At 57.3% G+C, this 19298-nt stretch carries 18 protein-coding genes; 12 read left to right on the plus strand and 6 right to left on the minus strand.

Annotation, left to right across the window (positions count from 1 at the left end; all coding sequences use genetic code 11):
- Positions 1-8: 8 nt before the first annotated feature.
- The 5 genes from ACEN2J_RS06430 to ACEN2J_RS06450 are packed head-to-tail and all read right to left on the minus strand — an operon-like array spanning position 9 to position 5066.
- The gene (locus tag ACEN2J_RS06430; RefSeq protein ID WP_442104233.1) at positions 9-1316 is read right to left on the minus strand and encodes an amidohydrolase family protein; all 1308 of its coding nucleotides are present in this window, start codon (positions 1314-1316) and stop codon (positions 9-11) included.
- Positions 1316-2374, minus strand: coding sequence for an ABC transporter ATP-binding protein (locus tag ACEN2J_RS06435; protein WP_442104234.1), 1059 nt, complete (start codon positions 2372-2374; stop codon positions 1316-1318). The genes ACEN2J_RS06430 and ACEN2J_RS06435 overlap by 1 nt, the downstream gene beginning before the upstream one ends.
- A complete protein-coding gene (locus tag ACEN2J_RS06440; protein WP_442104236.1) occupies positions 2371-3159 on the minus strand; it encodes an ABC transporter permease in 789 nt (262 codons plus the stop codon). The genes ACEN2J_RS06435 and ACEN2J_RS06440 overlap by 4 nt, the downstream gene beginning before the upstream one ends.
- 4 nt (positions 3160-3163) lie before the next feature.
- On the minus strand, positions 3164-3991 hold the full coding sequence (locus ACEN2J_RS06445; RefSeq protein WP_442104238.1) for an ABC transporter permease: 828 nt from the start codon (positions 3989-3991) through the stop codon (positions 3164-3166).
- A gap of 58 nt (positions 3992-4049) precedes the next feature.
- Positions 4050-5066 carry an ABC transporter substrate-binding protein gene (locus tag ACEN2J_RS06450; protein ID WP_442104239.1) on the minus strand — a complete coding sequence of 339 codons (1017 nt, stop codon included), beginning with the start codon at positions 5064-5066 and terminating at the stop codon, positions 4050-4052.
- 287 nt (positions 5067-5353) lie between these two features.
- Between ACEN2J_RS06450 and pdxR the strand changes: the two genes are divergently transcribed.
- The 10 genes from pdxR (at position 5354) to ACEN2J_RS06500 (ending at position 15243) form a co-directional block, all read left to right on the plus strand.
- Positions 5354-6847, plus strand: a complete 1494-nt coding sequence (pdxR, locus tag ACEN2J_RS06455) for a MocR-like pyridoxine biosynthesis transcription factor PdxR (RefSeq protein WP_442104241.1) — start codon at positions 5354-5356, stop codon at positions 6845-6847.
- A 118-nt stretch (positions 6848-6965) separates the two neighbouring features.
- Positions 6966-8300, plus strand: coding sequence for an aspartate aminotransferase family protein (locus tag ACEN2J_RS06460; protein WP_442104243.1), 1335 nt, complete (start codon positions 6966-6968; stop codon positions 8298-8300).
- Between the two features lie 84 nt (positions 8301-8384).
- Positions 8385-9218 (plus strand): transporter substrate-binding domain-containing protein, encoded by an 834-nt coding sequence (locus ACEN2J_RS06465; protein WP_442104245.1) that lies wholly within the window; start codon positions 8385-8387, stop codon positions 9216-9218.
- 62 nt (positions 9219-9280) lie between these two features.
- The gene (locus ACEN2J_RS06470) at positions 9281-9961 is read left to right on the plus strand and encodes an amino acid ABC transporter permease (RefSeq protein WP_442104246.1); all 681 of its coding nucleotides are present in this window, start codon (positions 9281-9283) and stop codon (positions 9959-9961) included.
- A gap of 8 nt (positions 9962-9969) precedes the next feature.
- Entirely contained in the window at positions 9970-10629 is a 660-nt protein-coding gene (locus ACEN2J_RS06475; protein ID WP_442104248.1) for an amino acid ABC transporter permease, read from the plus strand.
- A 10-nt stretch (positions 10630-10639) separates the two neighbouring features.
- Entirely contained in the window at positions 10640-11425 is a 786-nt protein-coding gene (locus tag ACEN2J_RS06480; RefSeq protein WP_442104249.1) for an amino acid ABC transporter ATP-binding protein, read from the plus strand.
- 25 nt (positions 11426-11450) lie between these two features.
- On the plus strand, positions 11451-12374 hold the full coding sequence (locus ACEN2J_RS06485; RefSeq protein ID WP_442104251.1) for an aminotransferase class IV: 924 nt from the start codon (positions 11451-11453) through the stop codon (positions 12372-12374).
- The gene (locus tag ACEN2J_RS06490) at positions 12371-13603 is read left to right on the plus strand and encodes an NAD(P)/FAD-dependent oxidoreductase (RefSeq protein WP_442104252.1); all 1233 of its coding nucleotides are present in this window, start codon (positions 12371-12373) and stop codon (positions 13601-13603) included. The genes ACEN2J_RS06485 and ACEN2J_RS06490 overlap by 4 nt, the downstream gene beginning before the upstream one ends.
- Before the next feature lie 9 nt (positions 13604-13612).
- Entirely contained in the window at positions 13613-14869 is a 1257-nt protein-coding gene (locus ACEN2J_RS06495) for an aconitase X (RefSeq protein WP_442104254.1), read from the plus strand.
- Entirely contained in the window at positions 14866-15243 is a 378-nt protein-coding gene (locus ACEN2J_RS06500; protein WP_442104256.1) for an aconitase X swivel domain-containing protein, read from the plus strand. Before ACEN2J_RS06495 ends, ACEN2J_RS06500 begins: the two co-directional genes overlap by 4 nt.
- On the opposite strand, the gene ACEN2J_RS06505 is transcribed toward ACEN2J_RS06500, so the two are convergent.
- Positions 15240-16553 (minus strand): helix-turn-helix domain-containing protein, encoded by a 1314-nt coding sequence (locus tag ACEN2J_RS06505; protein WP_442104257.1) that lies wholly within the window; start codon positions 16551-16553, stop codon positions 15240-15242. The two genes, ACEN2J_RS06500 and ACEN2J_RS06505, sit on opposite strands and share 4 nt — an antisense overlap.
- Positions 16554-16773: 220 nt before the next feature.
- On the opposite strand from ACEN2J_RS06505, the gene ACEN2J_RS06510 reads away from it, so the two are divergent.
- Together ACEN2J_RS06510 and ACEN2J_RS06515 are read left to right on the plus strand one after the other, a co-directional pair.
- Positions 16774-18135 carry a substrate-binding protein gene (locus ACEN2J_RS06510; protein ID WP_442104259.1) on the plus strand — a complete coding sequence of 454 codons (1362 nt, stop codon included), beginning with the start codon at positions 16774-16776 and terminating at the stop codon, positions 18133-18135.
- Between the two features lie 130 nt (positions 18136-18265).
- Positions 18266-19297: a branched-chain amino acid ABC transporter permease gene (locus ACEN2J_RS06515; protein ID WP_442104261.1), complete on the plus strand. Its 1032-nt coding sequence runs from the start codon at positions 18266-18268 to the stop codon at positions 19295-19297.
- Position 19298: the final 1 nt, after the last annotated feature.

Raw genomic sequence — 19298 nt, forward strand, 5'->3', positions numbered from 1 at the left:
CCTTTTGGTCAGGAATGGAGGTCGATTTCAACGATCTTGGCTTTGAAACGGTGGGCGATTTGCAGCGCGTCGGCAAGCGCTTTTGCAGTGTCCAGCGTGGTTACATGGCGGTCTTGCATCAGCCACTTACCGGCAACCATCGTGGCGCGGACATCGCTGGGCAGGGTCGCATAGGTCAGCATCGAATAGATGTCATAGATCGGGTGCAGGCGCGGATCAGCCAGCGAAATGCGGATCAGGTCGGCCTGTTTACCAACCTCAACCGAGCCGGTTTTATCCGCCAGACCCAATGTTGCAGCACCTTCGATCGTTGCCATGCGGATGACATCCACGCAGGGCAACATCCCACGCGACCGCCCCGCGATTTTTTGAAACATCGTGGCGGGGGCAAGCTGCGAAAACACATCCAGCGTGTTGCCCGACATCGGGCCGTCGGTGGCGATGCCAACTTTTACCCCGCGCGCGCGCAGGGCGGTGATAGGGGCAATCCCGCGCCCCGCCTTACCGTTGGAGCGCGGGTTATAGGCCACATGCGCCCCGCATGCGGCAAACAGGTCCATATCGGCCTCAGTCGGGTACATCATATGGGCAGCTATCAGTGCGGATGTTAGCAGTCCTGCGCGATCGGCAACTTCAACGGTGCTGCACCCGTGGGTGTCTTGCGCCCATTTCAGCTCGGGTTCGGTCTCGGCTAAGTGCATTTGCACGGGCAAGCCATGGGCGGCGGCCCATTCGGCCACGCGGGTCATGGTGGGCAAGCCGGTGGAATACGGCGCATGGGGTGCCGCCGAGGCGGTGATGCGAGGGTGGTTTTTATAGGTGTCTGCCAGCGCATCAAGACGAGCAAAGCCCTCATCCGGCGTTGCGTGGTCGGGGGCGGCGAAATTGGCCAAGGTTTGGCCGACAACCCCGCGCAGACCCGATGCATCCAGCACGGCGCCGATGCGATCCTCAAAATAATACATATCGGCGACGGTTGTCACACCGCCACGGATCAGTTCTAGCGCGGCCAAACGCGCGCCAACCTCGACCACCTCGGCGGTTACCAATGCGCGTTCCAGCGGCAGGATATAGCGAAACAGGCGGTCATCTACATCTTCACCCAGCCCGCGAAACAAGGTCATCGGCATATGGCAATGCGGGTTGACCATGCCGGGCATCAGCAGGTCGCCGCCCATATCCTGCACATCACCCGCAGGGGGATCACCTGCGCCAAGGGCGATGATGCGGTCGCCTTCAACCTGCACCCAGCCCTGCTCAATCTCGGTCAGGGTTGGGTCCATCGTCAGGATGCGGGCATTGGCGAGTATTGCCATTATGGTTCACGCGGCAGCAGGCAGCATTCGGCGGGTTGCGGCACCAGCACAGCCGCATCGCCGCTGGCATAGGGCTGGGTCAGCGGGCCATTGGCGACCAACTGGCCTGCGGGCGTGTCGCAATGGTACTGATAGGCGCGGCCAATATAGGTACGCAGACCCAGCGTGCAGGCAATGCCTTGGCCGCCCGCCGCCACCTGCAAACCATCGGCGCGGGTGGCAAACAGGAAATCCTTGGCGGGCACGGTGAACTGGCTTTTCGGCAGATCAATCGTGCCGCCGCCTTTAATCTCGGCGCGCACGGCATCGCCTGCCTCGGCCATCACACGCATTTCGATCATGTTTTCAAAGCCGACAAAATTCGCAACAAAGGCATTTGCGGGTTTGGAATACAGCACCTCGGGGCGGTCAAGCTGCATGATGCGGCCTGCGTTCATAATTGCCACGCGGTCAGAAATGGAAAACGCTTCCTCTTGGTCATGCGTCACATAAAGGGCGGTGGTGCCATTGGCCTGCTGCAAACGCCGAATTTCGACGCGCATATCGACGCGCAGCTTGGCATCAAGGTTCGACAGCGGCTCATCAAACATCAACAGCGGCGGGTCGATGACCAAAGCCCGCGCAAGGGCCACCCGCTGCCGCTGGCCACCTGACAGGTTGGCAGGGTGTCGGTCTGCCAGCTCGCCCAATCCCACACGGTCAATCATCGCGTTGACGCGGCGGGCGCGGTCAGCGCCCGAGACGCCGCGCTGTTTCAGGCCAAAACCCACGTTGTCGCGCACAGTCAGGTGCGGAAACAGCGCATAGGTTTGAAACACCAACCCGATATTGCGGGCATGTGCGGGCAGTTTGGTCAGATCGCGGTCGCCCAATTTAATCGTCCCCGAGGTGGGTTCCAAGAACCCCGCAACCAGCCGCAAGGTCGTGGTTTTACCGCAGCCCGAAGAGCCGAGGAGCGAGACCAGCTCACCCTCACCAATATCCAAAGACAGGTTTTCCAGCACCTTGGTCGTGCCATAATGCGCCGTAATGTTTTGAAGCGTAAGCGATTGGGTCATTTTGTTAAAAACGTCAGTCCTAGAGTTTTTTCAACCACAGCCATCACCGCCACTGTCACGCCCATAAGCAGGACGGACACGGCAGCAATCGTTGGGTCGAAAAACTGTTCCATATGGGCCAAAAGTTGGATCGGCAGCGTCGATACCCCCGGCCCGGTGAGAAAGATTGAGATAGACACATCATTCAGCGAGGTGATGAACGCAAGAATAAACCCGGCGATAATGCCCGCGCGGATGTTGGGCAGAACGACGATTAGAAACGCCTTCCATCGCGGGCAGCCCAATGACACCGCCGCTTCCTCAATCGAGAAATCGAACCCGTTCAGCGAGGCGCCCACCACCCGCACGCAATAGGGCAGCACAAGCAGCGCGTGTCCAATCAGCAAAGCGGCCATGATCGGCAGGCCCCAACCGGTGGCGAGTGAGCGCATGAGCGAAAAGCCCAGCACGATTTCAGGGATCAGAATAGGCAGCACAAAGACATTGCCCAGAAAGGCGGGCAACTCCACACGGTAGCGCGCCATCGCATAGGCGGCGGGAATCCCGATCAGCATCGACAGCGCTGTGCCGCCAATGGCGAGTATAAAAGACGTGCCCATCGTGCGGGTAAAGGCCTGTATCTCAAACGCATTTTGAAACCATGACAGCGTCAGCCCTTGGGGCGGAAAGGTCAGGAACGGCGTGTCAGACAGGGCCGCACCAAGGATAACGATCAGAGGCCCCAGCAAGAATAAAAACGTCAGCACGGTAAAGGCGATCAGGGCGGGGTGGGTTTTGCGTTTCATAATGCTACCCGGCTACCGGATTAAGGCGGCGTGCGAGTTTGGACATTGCCAAAACGGTTGCCAGCGTCACCACCACCATCACGGCGGCAATGGTGGACGCACCCAGCCAATCAAACGTCACCATCGCGCGCTGATACAGGAACGTGCCCATCATCATCTGGCGTTCGCCCCCCAACAGTTGCGGCGTGGCATAGGATGTAAAAGACCCCGTAAACACCAAGACCGCCCCTACAATCAGCCCCGGCACGGCCATTGGCAGCACCACTTGCCGAAACGCGGCGGCAGGCGTGGCACCAAGCGATGCAGCGGCATCGGTCAGGTCTTGGGGGATGCCCTCAAGCACGCCGACCAGCGTTAAAATCATCAGCGGCACGAAGAGATAGACCATCGCCACGATCACCGAACCTTGGGTATACAGCATCGAAAGCGGTTCAGAAATCACACCCGCCCAGATCAAAAAGCTGTTCAATATGCCGTTCTTGCCCAAGATCACCAGCCACGCAAACGACCGCACGACAACGCCTGTCAGCAATGGAAACACGGCAGCGATAATTAGAATGCTTTTCAGCCGTGACGGCGTGCGCGCAACAACCCACGCCACGACAAAGCCAATGCCAACCGACAGGATTGTGGTGATCAACGCCACCTCCATCGTGCGCCACAGCACCGTCATCCGAAAACGAGAATTGAAAAACGCGGCATAGGCCGCCACTGGCCCCTTTGGGTCACCAAATGTCAGCGCCAGTGTAGATAGAACCGGCAGGCCAAGGAACAAAAAGACCATCAAGGTGGCCGGCAAGGCAAGCGCCCAAGCATAGAAACGATGTGTCACGGAGTTTCCTTAAATCGTGTCATGGGGGCAGGTGACGGCCCCCATGGTTTTGGTCAGATCAGCCGCCGAACAGCTCATTCCAACGGTCGATCCAGTCCGACTTGACCGTGTTCATTTTGGCGTAATCCATCCGGCTCAGCTTGGCGATGGCATCGGCACCATACGTCCATGTTGTTGCCTGCTCGGGTGTCAGATCGACGCTGGTGTTCACCGGCGCATCAACGCCTTGTTCGCCATTGATCTGCTGCACCTCTTTGGACAGAATGAAGTCGATGAATTTATAGGCCATATCAACATGTTCGGCCCCGACCGGAATGTTGACCGTGTTCACCGTTGCAATATCGCCATCTGAAAGTTGCGCCCATTCCATCGTTGGCACAGCCGCTTTCAGCGAGGTGAAAGAGAAATCCTGCGCGATCGCGACCGAGGCCTCGCCCGTGGAAATCAGGTTCACCATTTCCGAACCGGTGTTGTAGTTTTTCACCGAATTCGGGGCCAAAGCGGCCACGGCCTCAAACGCTTTGTCGGCGTCTTCGTAGGCATCTACGCCAGCATGTTTGCCCGCTTGCACCACGACCATCGGGCCTGCGGTGGTGGTGATGCCGGGCAGGGTGACTTGTTTCGCCAGATCTTCGCGCCACAGATCGCCCCAAGATGTGATCGGGGCAACCTTGGCGGCGTCATACACAACACCAACGCGGCCAACGGTATAGGCGGGGCCGAAACCACCCTGCGGGTCTTGGGCCATGTCATACAGGCTGCCGATATTGGTCAGGCGAGAGCGGTCGATTTTCTGGAACGTCCCTGCCTCGATCCCCAGCTGCGAAAAGCTGTCGGACAGGTAGATCACATCAACGCCTGTGCTGCCACGTGCCTGCAACTTGCCCAATCGGTCAGCGTTATTGCCGGTTTCAAAAATAACCTCGCAGCCGCAAATTTTTTGAAAGGGTTCAACGATATTGGCTTGCAGTTTTTCGCCATTATACCCCCACCATGAAATAGTGAATGTTTCGGCCTGTGCAGCGGTTGAGACCAAAGAGATCAGTACGGCGGTCGTCGAAAGCAGCGATTTCATGAAGCAGTCCTTTTTTCAGCAGGGGGTTTCGTGCAGAGGTTTCGGGGCGATTGCAGCAATGCGCGCCGCGTTATGGCCCCACGTTAGTCTTGCGCATTTGGCTTTGGCAAGGCGTTGGCTGTTTTAACTTTGGCATAGGGAAACGGATTGGCACCTGCATTTGGTAACTGCTGAAATTTGCAACGCCTCTACAACCCACGCGATCATGGTGGGCAAAAAAGAGGATGGATGCGAAGGGCGCGCAGCGTTACGTTGCCCGAAAGCCGGGTTATGAAAGGAGGCCGAAGATGATGCTGAATTCGCTTCGGCTGCCTGCGGTGTCGGCCCTGACGTTGCAAGATCAGGTTTGCGAGGTGCTAAGTGCCGCGATCGCGCAGGGGCTGATTGACGGCCACGCGCCGCTGCCATCCTGCCGCGTTTTGGCGCAGCATTTTGCAGTGTCAAAGAATACGGTCGCCTCGGCCTATTTAACCATGATCGACAGCGGTTTGGTGATTGCCAAAAACCGCAGCGGCTATTTCGTAGATCCAAAGGCGGCCGAGGTTTTGGCCGATAGGCGGGCGCCGCAAACTGGCCTGCGCCGCCCGTTTCCCTTGGCCGATAAGTTGCGGCTGGGTGGCCAATTCGCATCGGATTACCGCAAGGTTCAGCATCCGGTTGATTGGGGTCGTTATCCATTCCCCTTTGTTTACAATCAGATCGACCCAAAGCTGTTCCCGATTCGCCAATGGCGCGATTGCATGCGCCAGACCTTGAACCTGAAGAAACTGGCCGATTGGAGTGGGGATTCCGGTGGCGCCGACAGCCCCGAACTGGTGCGCCGTATTCAGCAACGCCTGCTGTCATATCGCGGGCTTCAGGCCGAAGCGGATGAAATTCTGGTGACCTCTGGCGCGCAGAATGCGATTTACCTGATGGCAATGTTGTTCGGGCAAGGCGGGCAAACCGTGGCTGTCGAAGATCCGGGTTATCCCGAGGCCCGCAATGCCTTTGCCATGGCGGGGGCGCGGGTTGTCGCCGTGCCGGTTGATGATAACGGTTTGCGCGTAGGCGACATACCAGACGGGTGCAGTCTTGTTTACACCACGCCCAGCCACCAGTTTCCGACAACGGTGACGATGTCAGACGCACGGCGCTTGGCGTTGCTGGATATGGCCGCGCGTAAAGGCTTTGTTATTTGCGAAGATGATTACGAGGCCGAGATGAACTTTGTCCGCACCCGTGGCCAACCGATGCGCGCCCAAGATCAGTCGGGGCTGGTGGTGTATATTGGCAGCTTGTCCAAGGCGCTCGCCCCCGGTTTGCGGCTGGGGTATCTGGTCGCGCATCCCGATATTATCCGCGAGGCAAAGGCGATGCGCCGCGTGATTTTGCGCCACCCGCCGACATTGCTGCAAGATACGATGGCGCTGTTTCTAACGCTTGGGCATCAAGATGCGCATCTGCAACGCTTGCATCGGCGGTACAAGGCGCGTTGGCAAGAAATGCAGCGGGCCTTGGCGTTGCACCTGCCGGGGTTGCGGATACAGGTTTCGCAAGGCGGCACATCAGTCTGGATTGTCGGGCCTGCGGGGCTGGATACCGCTGTTCTGGCATCGGGGTTGCGGGCGGATGGGGTGCTGATTGATGAGGGGTCGGTCTTCTTTGCTAACCCTGCTGCGGGTCGGAATGTGTTTCGCTTGGGCTTTGCCGCAGTACCGCTAAAGGCGATTGAACCGGGGGTCTGCATCATTGCCGCGCATATCGCCCAGCTTATGGGCATAGTGAAGACGGGCCCTTAACGAAACATTGCCTGTCCCTTCGTTTTACTAAAACTGTCCCTTACAAAGTCTGATTGGTTTTTCCATCCTCGGCGCAACGGAACAGGCACGCTGTGCCGAGTGCGAAGGGGTCTGACAATTGACTATTGCCGAAGCTGTGACCGATTGGTCGACCGAAGGAATTGTTGCCAGGCGCGACACATATTACGCGGCCTCGCAACGCGCCTTTGTGCCCTATGCCAAGCCGTTGATTTTAAAGCGCGGCCAAGGGCAATATGTCTGGGATGAGTTGGACAACCGCCTGACCGATCTGTTGGGCATGAACCTGTGCATCAGCGTCGGCCATGCGCATCCGGCAGTCGTGGCGGCTGTGCAGACTCAGGTCGCACAACTTACCCATTGCACCACCATGTTCTATCACCCTGTCCCTGCTCATCTGGCCGAAGAACTGGCCGCGACGATGCCCAAAGGCCATGACTGGGTGGTGCATTTCACCAATTCAGGCGCCGAGGCGATTGACTTGGCGATCATGATGGCGCGGGCGCATACGGGCAACCAAGATATCGTGGCACTGCGCAACTCGTACCACGGGGCGACCTACGGCGCGCAGGCGGTCACGGGTGTGCACGGCTTTCGCCATAACATTGGTCAGTTGTCCAACATCACCTTTGCCGCCGATCCCAACCAATATCGCGGGATTTTCGGGGCCGGCACCCAACCGTATTTGGATGATCTGGACCGCACGATCAGCTATACCACCTCAGGCCATTTGGCAGGGATGCTGATTGAATCCGTGCAGGGCTATGGCGGCATTGTCCCGATGCCCGAAGGCTATATGAAAGGCGCGTTTGAACGGGTGCGCAACGCTGGCGGCTTGGCCATCATCGATGAGGTGCAATCGGGTTTTGGCAAAACCGGCGAAAGCCTGTGGTGCTTTGAGCAGCACGATGTCGTGCCCGATATTATGGTTATCGCCAAAGGCATGGGCAACGGCATCCCTATCGGCGCGGTCGTGGCCAAGCGCGAGATTGCCGAGGCGATGGCGGGCAAGTTCATATTCCACACTTACGGTGCCAATCCGGTTGCCTGTGCTGCGGCGCGGGCCGTGTTGCAGGTGATTAAAGATGAGGATCTGATGGCCAATGTGCAGCGCGTTGGTGCGCGGTTGCATCAGGGGCTGTTGGTGCTGAAAGACCGCTTTCCGATTATCGGCGACGTGCGCGGCCTTGGGTTTATGCAGGCGATTGAGCTGGTGAAAAACCAAACCACCAAAGAGCCAGCCCCCGAGGAAACCGCGTTTGTGTTTGAACGCACGCGTGAACATGGCTTGGTTCTATCTAAATCCGGCACGTTCAAAAACGTGCTGCGGATGGTGCCGCCGCTGTGTTTGTCGATTGACGATATTCCGCATGTCCTGACGGCTTTGGAAAAAAGCTTTGAGGATTTGGAAAGGCAACAGGCCCGCGTGGCCTGAGTGTCGCCAAGGGTGAACTGGCCGCAAGAGCCGAGGCATCTTTGCAAAAGACGATCCAATAGAAACGAAGAACAGGGGTACAGAATGACATTTATGAAATCCAAGCTAATGGCGATGCTATTTGCCATCATGGCGATGTTTACGGGCATTGCCGCACATGCGCAGGACCAATCCACTTGGGATGCGATCAAAGAACGCGGCAGCCTGCGGGTTGGCGTCACCCAAGCGCCGCCATGGTTTTACAAAGACCCGCTGGGTACGGAATGGACCGGCGTTGGCGCAAAGATCGGCCAAGAAATGGCCAAGACTCTGGGCGTGACCTTTGAACCGGTCGAGGTCACTTGGGCCACTGCGATTGCGGCGCTGCAAGCCAATAAAATCGACATCCAGTTTGTGCTGGACGCCACACCCGAGCGCGCGTTGGCGGTTGATTTCCCATCACAGCCTTTGCTGTATTACGCGCTGGCCGTTTTGGCTGATGATGACTTGCAGATCACCAACTGGGAAGATCTGAACAAAGAAGGCATGAAAATCTCGGTTTCCAAAGGGACGACGATGGAAGCCTATATCACCGAAAACCTGCCGAACGCCGAAATCCTTAGCTTTCCTGATAACGCCGCAGCGCTGGCCGCATTCCAATCTGGCCGCGTGAATGCAGTGTGTCTGTTCCATCCGCCGCTGATCACCATGCGCAAAAACGTTGGACGCGGGCAGATTGTTATTCCAAAGCCAGTCCGCCAAACCGCATCTTCGGCTGCGGTGCGTATGGAAAGCGACAAGCGGTTCCGTGATTGGGTGAACACCACGATCAGCTATTACTATGAAACCGGCCAAACCCAGAAAATGTTTGAGGATTTCCTGATCTCCTTTGACGTCGATCCCAAAACCGTTCCGGCCATTCGCCGCGAAGACTGGTAAAAACCTTGCCGACACGGGGCCAGTGCTTTCGTGTCGGCACATTTTAGGGATAGGGCGTGCTGATGGGTTATGATTGGGATTTTTCGGCTGTCTTTCGTGATTTTGATCTGCTGCTTTTGGGCTTGGTCAATACGCTAAAGGTGACCGGTCTTGCGTTGGTTTTTGGTGTGCCGCTAGGGCTTTTTCTGGCGATGCTGCGGCTTTATGGCAATGGGGCGGTGCGGTTTCCGGTGGCGTTCGTCATCGAGTTTTTGCGCTCGACCCCGCCGATTGCCCAGCTTTTCTGGTTTTTCTTTGCGCTGCCCCTACTGCTGGGCATCGAGATTGACCCGTTTGAGGCCTGCGTTATTACCTTTTCGCTGCAATCCTCGGCCTTTTTCGCCGAGGTGTTTCGCGGGGGCATCGTGTCCATTGATAAGGGCCAGTGGGAGGCCTCGAAAGCGTTGGGCATGAACCGTAACGCCCAGCTTGCCCGTATCATCCTGCCACAAGCGGTAAAGCGGATGATCCCGGCGTTTTTGGAACGCGCGATTGAGTTGATGAAAACCACAACGCTGGTTGGCACGATTTCCTATGCCGATTTGCTGTATCAGGCCAACGCGATTGCCGAACAAACCTATCGCACGATCGAGGTGCTGACCGTGGCCGCTGCGATGTATTTCGTGGTGATCCTGATCTGCTCAATGGGCGTGCGCCGCCTTGAACATCACCTGGCCCGCACGGGCGAGATTACAAAAGGCTGATATCAGACATGCAATATCAATGGGATTTCTCGGCGATTTGGACATATAGGTCGCTGCTATGGGCGGGCGTGCAAAACACGGTGATGCTTGCCGTTCTTTGCTTGGTGCTGGGGATGAGCTTTGGGCTGTTTGTCGGCGCCGCGCGCTATTCCAGCAAGCCGTTGTGGAACTATCCGGCCACGGCCTTTGTCGAGGTGTTTCGCAATACTCCCGTGCTGGTGCAGATCGTTTGGTTCTACTTTGCCTTTCCGATCATTTCGCCGATTGATATCAGCTCGTTTACCGCCGCGACCTTGGCGCTGGTGCTGAATACAACCGCCTTTTCGGCCGAGATTTTTCGCGCGGGCATCCAGTCTATCGCCAAAGGCCAGTGGGAGGCAGGGCGCGCGCTGGGCATGACCTATTCCGAGCAAATGCGGCGCGTGATCTTACCGCAAGCCATTCGCAGGATGATCCCCGCCTTTACCAACCGCGGCGTAGAGCTGTTTAAAATGACCTCGCTTGCGTCTGTTATTGCCTATGGCGAGTTGATGCATCAGTCGAAATCTATCGCCTCGATCGCGTTCAATCCGATTGAAATGTATACGGCCGCCGCCATCATCTACTTTATCCTGATCGCCCCGCTGGCCATTCTGGTGCGTCGCTTGGAGACGAAAATCAATGTTTGAGGAAAACGGAATGACCGAAGTGCTGGAGATCAGAAACCTGTGCAAATCCTTTGGCGATTTGGAGGTGTTGAAAAACATCAACCTGACCATCACCAAAGGCAGCACTGTGGCCATTCTGGGGGCGTCCGGTTCGGGAAAATCGACAATGCTGCGCTGTGTGAATTTCATGGAAACCCCAAGCTCGGGCCAGATTTTCCTGCAAGGCGAAATGGTTGGCACGGGTACGCCGGATGCGATGAAATATGCCGAGGCCGATCTGTCCAAGCTGCGGGCACGGGTTGGCATGGTGTTTCAGCATTTCAACCTGTTTCCGCATATGACGGTTAAGCAAAACGTCATGGAGGGGCCGCGCACCGTTTTGAAATGCGACAAGGCAGAATGCGCGCGCCGTGCCGAGAAATATTTGGATAAGGTCGGTCTGGGGTGGAAATCGGACGCCTTTCCCTCGCAGCTTTCCGGCGGGCAGCAGCAGCGCGTGGCCATCGCCCGTGCTTTGGCGATGGAGCCAGAGATTATGCTGTTTGATGAGGCGACCTCGGCGCTAGACCCCGAGTTGGTGGGCGAAGTGTTGGAAACGATCAAGGCGCTGGCCGATGAAGGCATGACCATGCTGATCGTGACCCACGAGTTGGGCTTTGCCTATACCGTTGCCGACCGCGTTGTGTTTCTGTCGCAGGGTCGTATCCTAGAGCAAGGCGATCCAGAGGCGGTGTTGATCAACCCCAAAGAAGAAGCCACCAAGAACTTTTTGCGCGGGCATGGATCTTTTCGTTTGCCCGAACCCAATCTGGACTGACTGTCCAACTGAAAGAGACATCAAGATGAATACCGGCACCAAGAAAACCACCCATGACGCCGAAGATGACGTGCGCAACCGCGATATCAAAATCTATGTGAACGGCAAGATTGTACACCGCGATGATGCCAAAGTGTCGGTCTATGACGCGGGCTTTATGCTGGGCGATGGGATGTGGGAAGGCATGCGGCTGTACAACGGCACATGGGCGTTTTTCGACGAGCATATGGACCGGCTTTATGACAGCTGCAAAGCGGTGTCTTTGGATATCGGGATGACGCGCGCGGAAATGGCGGCGGCGCTGGCCGAAACGGCGGCCGCGAATGGCATGACCACCGATGCGCATTGCCGTTTGATGGTGACGCGCGGGATAAAGTATAAGCCGTTTCAGCACCCTGCCTTGTCGCGCTCTGGCCCAACGGTCGTTATTCTGATCGAACATTCCAAGCCATCGCAAGACGTGCAGAAAAAGGGCATCCGCCTTGCCGCTGTGCCACAGGTGCGCGGCCTGCCACACAGCCAAGACGCCAAATTCAATTCGCATTCCAAGCTGAATTGCATCATCGCTTGCCTGCAAGCCGAGGCTGCGGGTGCGGATGAAGGCCTGATGCTTGACCCGCATGGCTTTGTCAGCACGACCAACGCGTGCAACTTTTTCATCGTCCGCAAGGGGCAGGTTTGGACCAGCACGGGTGATTACTGCATGAACGGCGTAACGCGGCAAAAGGTGATCGACCTGTGCCGTGCCAATGGCATCCCTGTGTTTGAGAAAAACTTCTCACTGTATGAGGCATATAGCGCCGACGAGGCTTTCCTTACGGGCACCTTTGGCGCGCAAACGCCAGTGGCCTCGATTGACGGGCGGCCGATTGGCGATGGCACGATGGGGCCGATGACGCTGCGGTTGCGCGGGCTGTACAAAGACCTTGTGTCGTCTGTGACCAAGTGACAGCCAGCGTCATTGTTATTGGCGGCGGTATGGTTGGTATTTCAACCGCGATCTGGCTGCAAAGGCTGGGTCGCCGCGTCACGCTGATTGATCGCGGCGATACGCAAGGGCGGGCGAGCTATGGCAATGCTGGCGTGCTGGCGGCGGCCTCGGTCGTGCCGGTCACGGTGCCCGGCATGTGGCGCAAGGCCCCGCGAATGGCGCTGGACCGCAATCAGCCCTTGTTCCTGAAATGGCCTTACATGCCGCGGTTTTTGCCGTTTGGGGTGCAGTACCTTGCGCATTGTAACGCGCGTGATGCTGCACTTACGGCGGCGGGCTTACAGCCCATTCTGGCCAATGCGTTGCAAGATCACCAAACCCTTGCCGCCGGAACCGTGGCGGCGCAGCGCATAAGCCCCACCGATTTCAAGGTGATCTATCAGGGCCGCGCGGGGTTTGAAAAAGACGCCTTTGGCTGGGGGCTGCGGCGTGACAATGGCTATGCGTGGGACGAGTTGACCGCGATAGAGCTGCAGCACAGCGAGCCCAGCCTTGCCCCTGATCTGGGCTTTGCGGCGGCGGTGCCCAACCACGGGCGTATCAACGACCCCGGTGCTTATATCCAAGAATTGAACGACCATTTCCGCACTTCTGGCGGCGCGGTGATCAACGGCGAGGTTGACGCTTTGATCCGTGATGGCGCGCGGGTTGTGGGCGTTTCCATTAAGGGCCAAGCGTTGCACGCCGAGGCCGTGGCAATTACCGCAGGCGCGTGGTCGGCGCTGCTGACGCGGGAATTGGGCCTGCGCATTCCGCTGGAAAGCGAGCGCGGTTATCATATCGAATTCTGGGGGGCAAATATCATGCCCAACGCGCCGTGCTTGATCACGCGCGACAAATTCATCCTGACGCCGATGGAAGGCCGTCTGCGTGCTGCGGGTATTGTGGAATTTGGCGGGCTGAAAAATCCGCCATCGAAAGCGCCGTTCGATTTGCTGCGCCGCAATGTGCTGCGCGCCTTGCCCGGCCTGACATGGACGCATGAAACCACATGGATGGGGCACAGGCCTGCTACGGCAAACTCTTTGCCGTTGATCAGCGCGGTTCGGGGTGTTGCGGGCGTGTACCTTGGGTTTGGGCATCAGCATGTTGGCCTGACGGGTGGTCCGCGCACTGGCCAGTTGCTGGCCCAGCTGATCACGGGGGCCAGCCCAAACATCGATATGCAACCCTATGCGCTACAGTAAAGGCCCCGCATGACTGTATCCCTAACCCCGGACGAAACCGCGCTGTTGCATGGCGAAGGCACCGGCGCGCAGGCCTTTGCTATGGAGGTGCTGACCGCCTATGCGGGGGCCGTGGGTGCAAAATCATTGATCCCGATCAGCAATGCGCATGTGGATGGTTGCCTCTACCACGGGCAATCCAGCCAAGACTTTGTGGATGCGTTGCTGGCAGGGCAGGGCCGTGTTGCGGTGCCGACGACGCTGAACGTGGGCAGCATGGACCTGATCCACCCCGAGATTATGGCGATGCCGCCCGCCGCGCAATCGGCGCCCACCCGCCTGATGCGCACGCATGTCGATTTGGGCTGCCTGCCCACCTTTAGTTGCGCGCCGTATCAAAGCTTGTTTCGTCCCAAGTTCGGCGATCAGATTGCATGGGGCGAAAGCAATGCGATTGTGTTTGCTAATTCTGTGATCGGCGCGCGGACCAATCGCTATGGTGATTTCATTGATCTGTGCTGCGCCATTGCGGGGCGCGCGCCGGCCTATGGCTTGCATCTTGATGAAAACCGGCGCGGGCAAATCCATTTTGAGCTGCAAGGTTGTGCGGCACCCTTGGACCCGACGGATGATCTGTTTGTTGCGGTCGGGTTAATCCTTGGGCAAGTCAGCGATGATCTGGTGCCTGTGATAGAGGGCCTGCCGCCGCCGCGTGACGAAGACCAGCTAAAGGCGCTGGGGGCGGTTGCGGCCTCAAGTGGCGCGGTGGGGCTTTTTCACGCAGTGGGCATCACCCCCGAGGCCCCCGATCTGGCCACCGTCTTTGCTGAGCAGCCGCCGTTGAAACGGGTAGCGATTACCGAGGCCGACCTGCGCGCAGCCCTTGGCCAGCTGTCTACAGTACCCACGCGCACGCCGATCACGGCGGTTTGTCTTGGCACGCCGCATTTCTCATTGGCGGAATGGCGGCGGGCGCTGGCCTTGCTGCGCGACCATACCCCGCGCAAGGGCATCCCGATCTACATCAACACCGCTCGCGAAACGCTGGCCATTTTGCAGGCCGAAGGCGCATTGGATGGCACCGAGGATTTCGGCCTTATTCCCGTGGTCGATACCTGCACCTATATCACCGCGATTATCCAGCGGATGAATGGCGTGGTAATGACTAACTCCGGCAAATGGGCGCATTATGCCCCCGGCAATATCGGCGTAGACGTGGCTTTTGCCGAGCTTGCCGATTGCATCGCCTCGGCCGCGTGCGGGCGCGTGACACGGGGGACTGCATGAAAATTTCAGGCCATTATCTGGTGAAAGGCACGGCAGAGGGCATCGCACTTGTGCTGTCTGAACCGCTTAGCTTTTGGGGTGGGGTCGACGCAGAAACCGGCCAGGTCATTGATCATTCGCACCCAGCGCTGGGCCAGAATGTTGCGGGCCGCATATTGGTTATGCCATGCGGGCGGGGGTCTTCGTCCGCCTCGTCGGTTTTGCTTGAGGCGATCCGCCTTGGCACAGCGCCAAGGGCGATTATACTGGAACGTCCCGACCCTATTCTAACTGTCGGCGCGCTGCTGGCGATTAAGCTTTATGGCATCTGCTGCCCGATCCTTGTCACTGACACGCGTGGCATAGCGCAAAGCGCGCAGGTGTCTTTGGTCTAGCTGCGTGGCCGTTCGGCAGACTCTCGCCGTGCAGGGCAATCTTCAGCATTGCAAACACGGCAGGTGCGCCCGACGATGCTGATCTTATCTGTTGGCGCGTGGTCCTCGGCCAAGGAGGCCTGCGGAATGATGAGCATATGCGACTGCAGCAACAGGTTATCGCCTAGGCCCGTCGTGTCGGTTGGGGTGGCGATTGTATAGGTCAGCATTGTCCCGCTTTCGCGCCCGCTTTGCCGCAAAAGCCTGCGGATGGGCCGCAGTGGCTGGGTGGGTGCCTGAAACAGCGGCAACATCGTGCAAGCCCCAGAATGGCGCGGCATGGAAAAGCCTTTGACCTGTTTTTTCAGGATCAAAGTGCCCGAAGCATCCGATATAAACAGCCCGACAGGGGTTGGCAGCATATCCTCTGGCACAGATGCAATCCGGCGCAGCGTGGTTGCCAGATCTGCCCCGAAGTCACGCGCAATGGCGATCGGGTCCAAGCCGCAGCGCCGCACAGACACCTTCAATGCCGCCAAAGGGATTTTGACGGCGTCCCTAGCATAGGTGACCAGATGGGGTGCAACCAGCGCGCGTGCGGCGGGGGATTTTAGCCGCGCAGATGTGCCCATAACCCCCTCGATGGCCGACATGTCGCCGGTTTCCAACGTCGGAAAGTGATGCGCATGCTCATCCAAAAACTGCTCGACCTCTTCGGTCGGAAGGGCGGCACCTGCTGCCGCACCGGCGTTTATGCTCAGATAATCCACCAAAGTTTGCGCACCGCGTGACAGCCGGGCACTGTCTTCGATGATGTTGCGTTGAAAGCGCTGGCGCCATGCGGGTTCCAGCTTTGGGTCATCCTCCAGAATGCTTGCGCTGGTCCTTATCGCGGTGACGGTTGATAAAAGTTCGTGCAGCGCATCGGCAAGCTGACTGTCATTGGCCAACCTGTCATTTAGCGTTTCGGTCAGTTGCTCTAGCTTTTGCACCCGCGTATGGCGTGCCGCCAACAGGCGCGCCCATGCCGGAAACCGGCCCGAAAATACCTCGGATGCGTCATAAATACCTTTCAGTCCAGGCTCGCTTATCTGTGCGTCGCGCAGGGTGTCGGTCAGGCGCGCATCGGTGCCTTCGGCCAGTGCAGATTGATCAACCCCAAGCGCCGCTGCGATATCGGCGAACAGTTTTCCGCCGATTCTGCGGCGGTTGTGTTCGATTTGATTAAAATAAGAAGCCGAGATTCCAACCTGTTTCGCAAGTTCAGCCTGCTTTATGCCCAGCCTTAGGCGGTGTTCGCGTATCGACGTGCCTGAAAGCTGCTTTTGCAAACCTTAATTCCCCCGCAAGATCAAAGCTCTATTTAACATGTTGTAAATTTATTCGCAAACTTTGCAAGTGCAGCGCAAAAATCTTCGCTAGATTTTTGTTGCGTGCAAGGTAGTTGTTGCGAAATTTTCTTTTATCGGTGGATACTGGTGCTACGCAGAAGTGCGTGTGGAAGTCGCATCGGGAGGGATGTTTCCACAAAAAACGAAAAGGGAGGATACTATGTCAAATAGCAGATTCACGCGTCGCGGGCTTCTGAAGACAAGTGCAGTGGGCACCGCCGGTTTGGCTATGCCGATGTTTTTCACGTCGCAAGCCAACGCTTTCACCAACGAGCCAACTGGCAGCACTGTCACACTAGGTTTCAACGTTCCACAGTCTGGCCCATACGCCGATGAAGGTGCGGATGAGCTGCGCGCATTCCAACTTGCTGTTGAGCACCTGAACGGCGAAGGCGATGGCGGCATGCTGTCTACTTTCTCGTCCAAGACGCTGGATGGCACGGGGATTTTGGGCAAAAAGGTTCAGTTTGTAACCGGCGATACACAGACCAAATCGGATGCGGCACGGGCATCTGCACAGTCGATGATCCAAAAAGATGGCGCTGTGATGATCTCGGGCGGCTCGTCTTCGGGCGTGGCTGTGGCTGTTCAGGCGCTGTGCCAAGAGGCTGGCGTTATCTTCATGGCGGGTCTGACCCACTCGAACGACACCACCGGCAAAGACAAAAAGGCCAATGGCTTCCGCCATTTCTTTAACGCCTATATGTCGGCTGCTGCTTTGGCGCCCGTTCTTGCGCAGCTTTATGGCAATGACCGCAAGGTTTACAGCCTTACCGCTGACTATACTTGGGGCTGGACACAGCAAGAGTCGATCAAGGCTGCGACCGAGGCGATGGGTTGGACCACGATCAATGACGTGCGCACCCCGCTGGCCGCGACCGACTTCAGCTCGTATATCGCGCCTGTCTTGAACTCTGGTGCAGATGTTTTGGTGCTGAACCATTACGGCGGAAACATGGTTAACTCGTTGACCAACGCTGTACAGTTCGGCCTGCGTGACAAGCAAGTAAACGGCAAAAACTTTGAAATCGTTGTGCCGCTTTACTCGGAGTTGATGGCCAAAGGGGCTGGCAAGAATATTGCTGGTATCGTTGGCTCGCAGAACTGGGACTGGAAGCTAGAGAACGAAAAAGGCGCCCGTTACATCGGCACCAACGCGTTCGTTCAATCCTTCGGTGCCAAGTACGGCTTCCCACCATCGCAGGCCGCTCAGACCTGCTATGCGCAGACGCTGCTTTACGCTGATGCGGTTAACCGTGGCAAATCGTTCAACCCATGCTCGGTTGTCGAGGCGCTGGAAGGCTTTGAGTTTGACGGTCTGGGCAACGGCCCAACGCTGTATCGCAAAGACGATCACCAGTGCTTTAAAGACGTTGTTGTTGTGCGCGGCAAAGAGAATCCAGAGAACGAGTTTGATCTGGTGGAAATTGTCGAAGTCACACCAGCAGAAAAGGTCACTTACGCACCGGATAACGCCATGTTCGCCGGTGGCGATCTGGGCGCTTGCAACCCGGGCGCATAAGCGACGAGATGCCACAATGGGCCGGTTGCGTGCATGTCACGCAGCCGGCTTTGGCCCAACTGTTCCAGCGTCACGCTGGCGCAATTGCTTTGGGCACCCTCCATAAAAATAATATCTCAGGGTGGAGACGATGGACGCAATTATTCTGCAAACCCTTAACGGTCTGGATAAAGGGTCGGCCTACGCGCTGATCGCTTTGGGCCTTACGCTGATTTTTGGCACGCTTGGTGTCGTCAACTTTGCGCATGGCGCGCTGTTTATGCTGGGAGCGTTTTGCGCGGTGACCGTGTCAAAACTGTTCCAACTGTCGCACAAAGCGGCCGAAGCAACCGGCGTTGATTTCATGGGCCAGCCCAAGTTCGAAGACGTGCTTTACGTCAAAGAATGGTTCGGCAATGACATGGGGGCGTGGCTGATTGATTGGTCGGTGCCGCTGTCTATCATCTTTGCGATCCCGATTATGATCGCCATCGGGTTCATCATGGAACGCGGTCTGATCAAGCATTTTTACAAGCGTCCACATGCTGACCAGATCCTTGTGACCTTTGGTCTTGCGATCGTGTTGCAAGAGGTGGTCAAGTATTTCTACGGTGCCAACCCCATTCCGACCCCGTCGCCCGAGGCGTTTCGCGGTTCGTTCGATTTTGGCGTAATGATGGGCTTTGACCCGAATGTGATCATCTATCCCTACTGGCGTATGGTCTATTTTGCGTTTTCTCTGACTCTGGTCGGCGGCGTGTTTGCCTTTTTGCAGTTCACCACCTTTGGCATGGTTGTGCGCGCAGGTATGGCCGACCGTGAAACCGTAGGTCTGCTGGGCATTAACATCGACAAACGTTTTACCATCATGTTCGGCATTGCGGCGGCGGTCGCAGGCCTTGCGGGGGTTATGTATACGCCGATCAATTCGCCCAACTATCATATGGGCATGGATTTTCTGGTGCTAAGCTTTGTTGTGGTTGTTGTCGGCGGCATGGGTTCGCTGCCCGGCGCGGTTCTGGCAGGGTTCATGCTGGGTATTTTGGAAAGCTTCGCCTCGTTGAACGAGGTTAAAGATATCATTCCCGGCATCGACCAAATCATCATCTATGTTGTTGCAATCATCATCTTGCTGACCCGGCCGCGTGGCCTGATGGGACGCAAGGGCGTGATGGAGGAATAAT

The organism is Pseudorhodobacter sp. W20_MBD10_FR17, assembly GCF_052119765.1.
GTDB lineage: Bacteria > Pseudomonadota > Alphaproteobacteria > Rhodobacterales > Rhodobacteraceae > Pseudorhodobacter.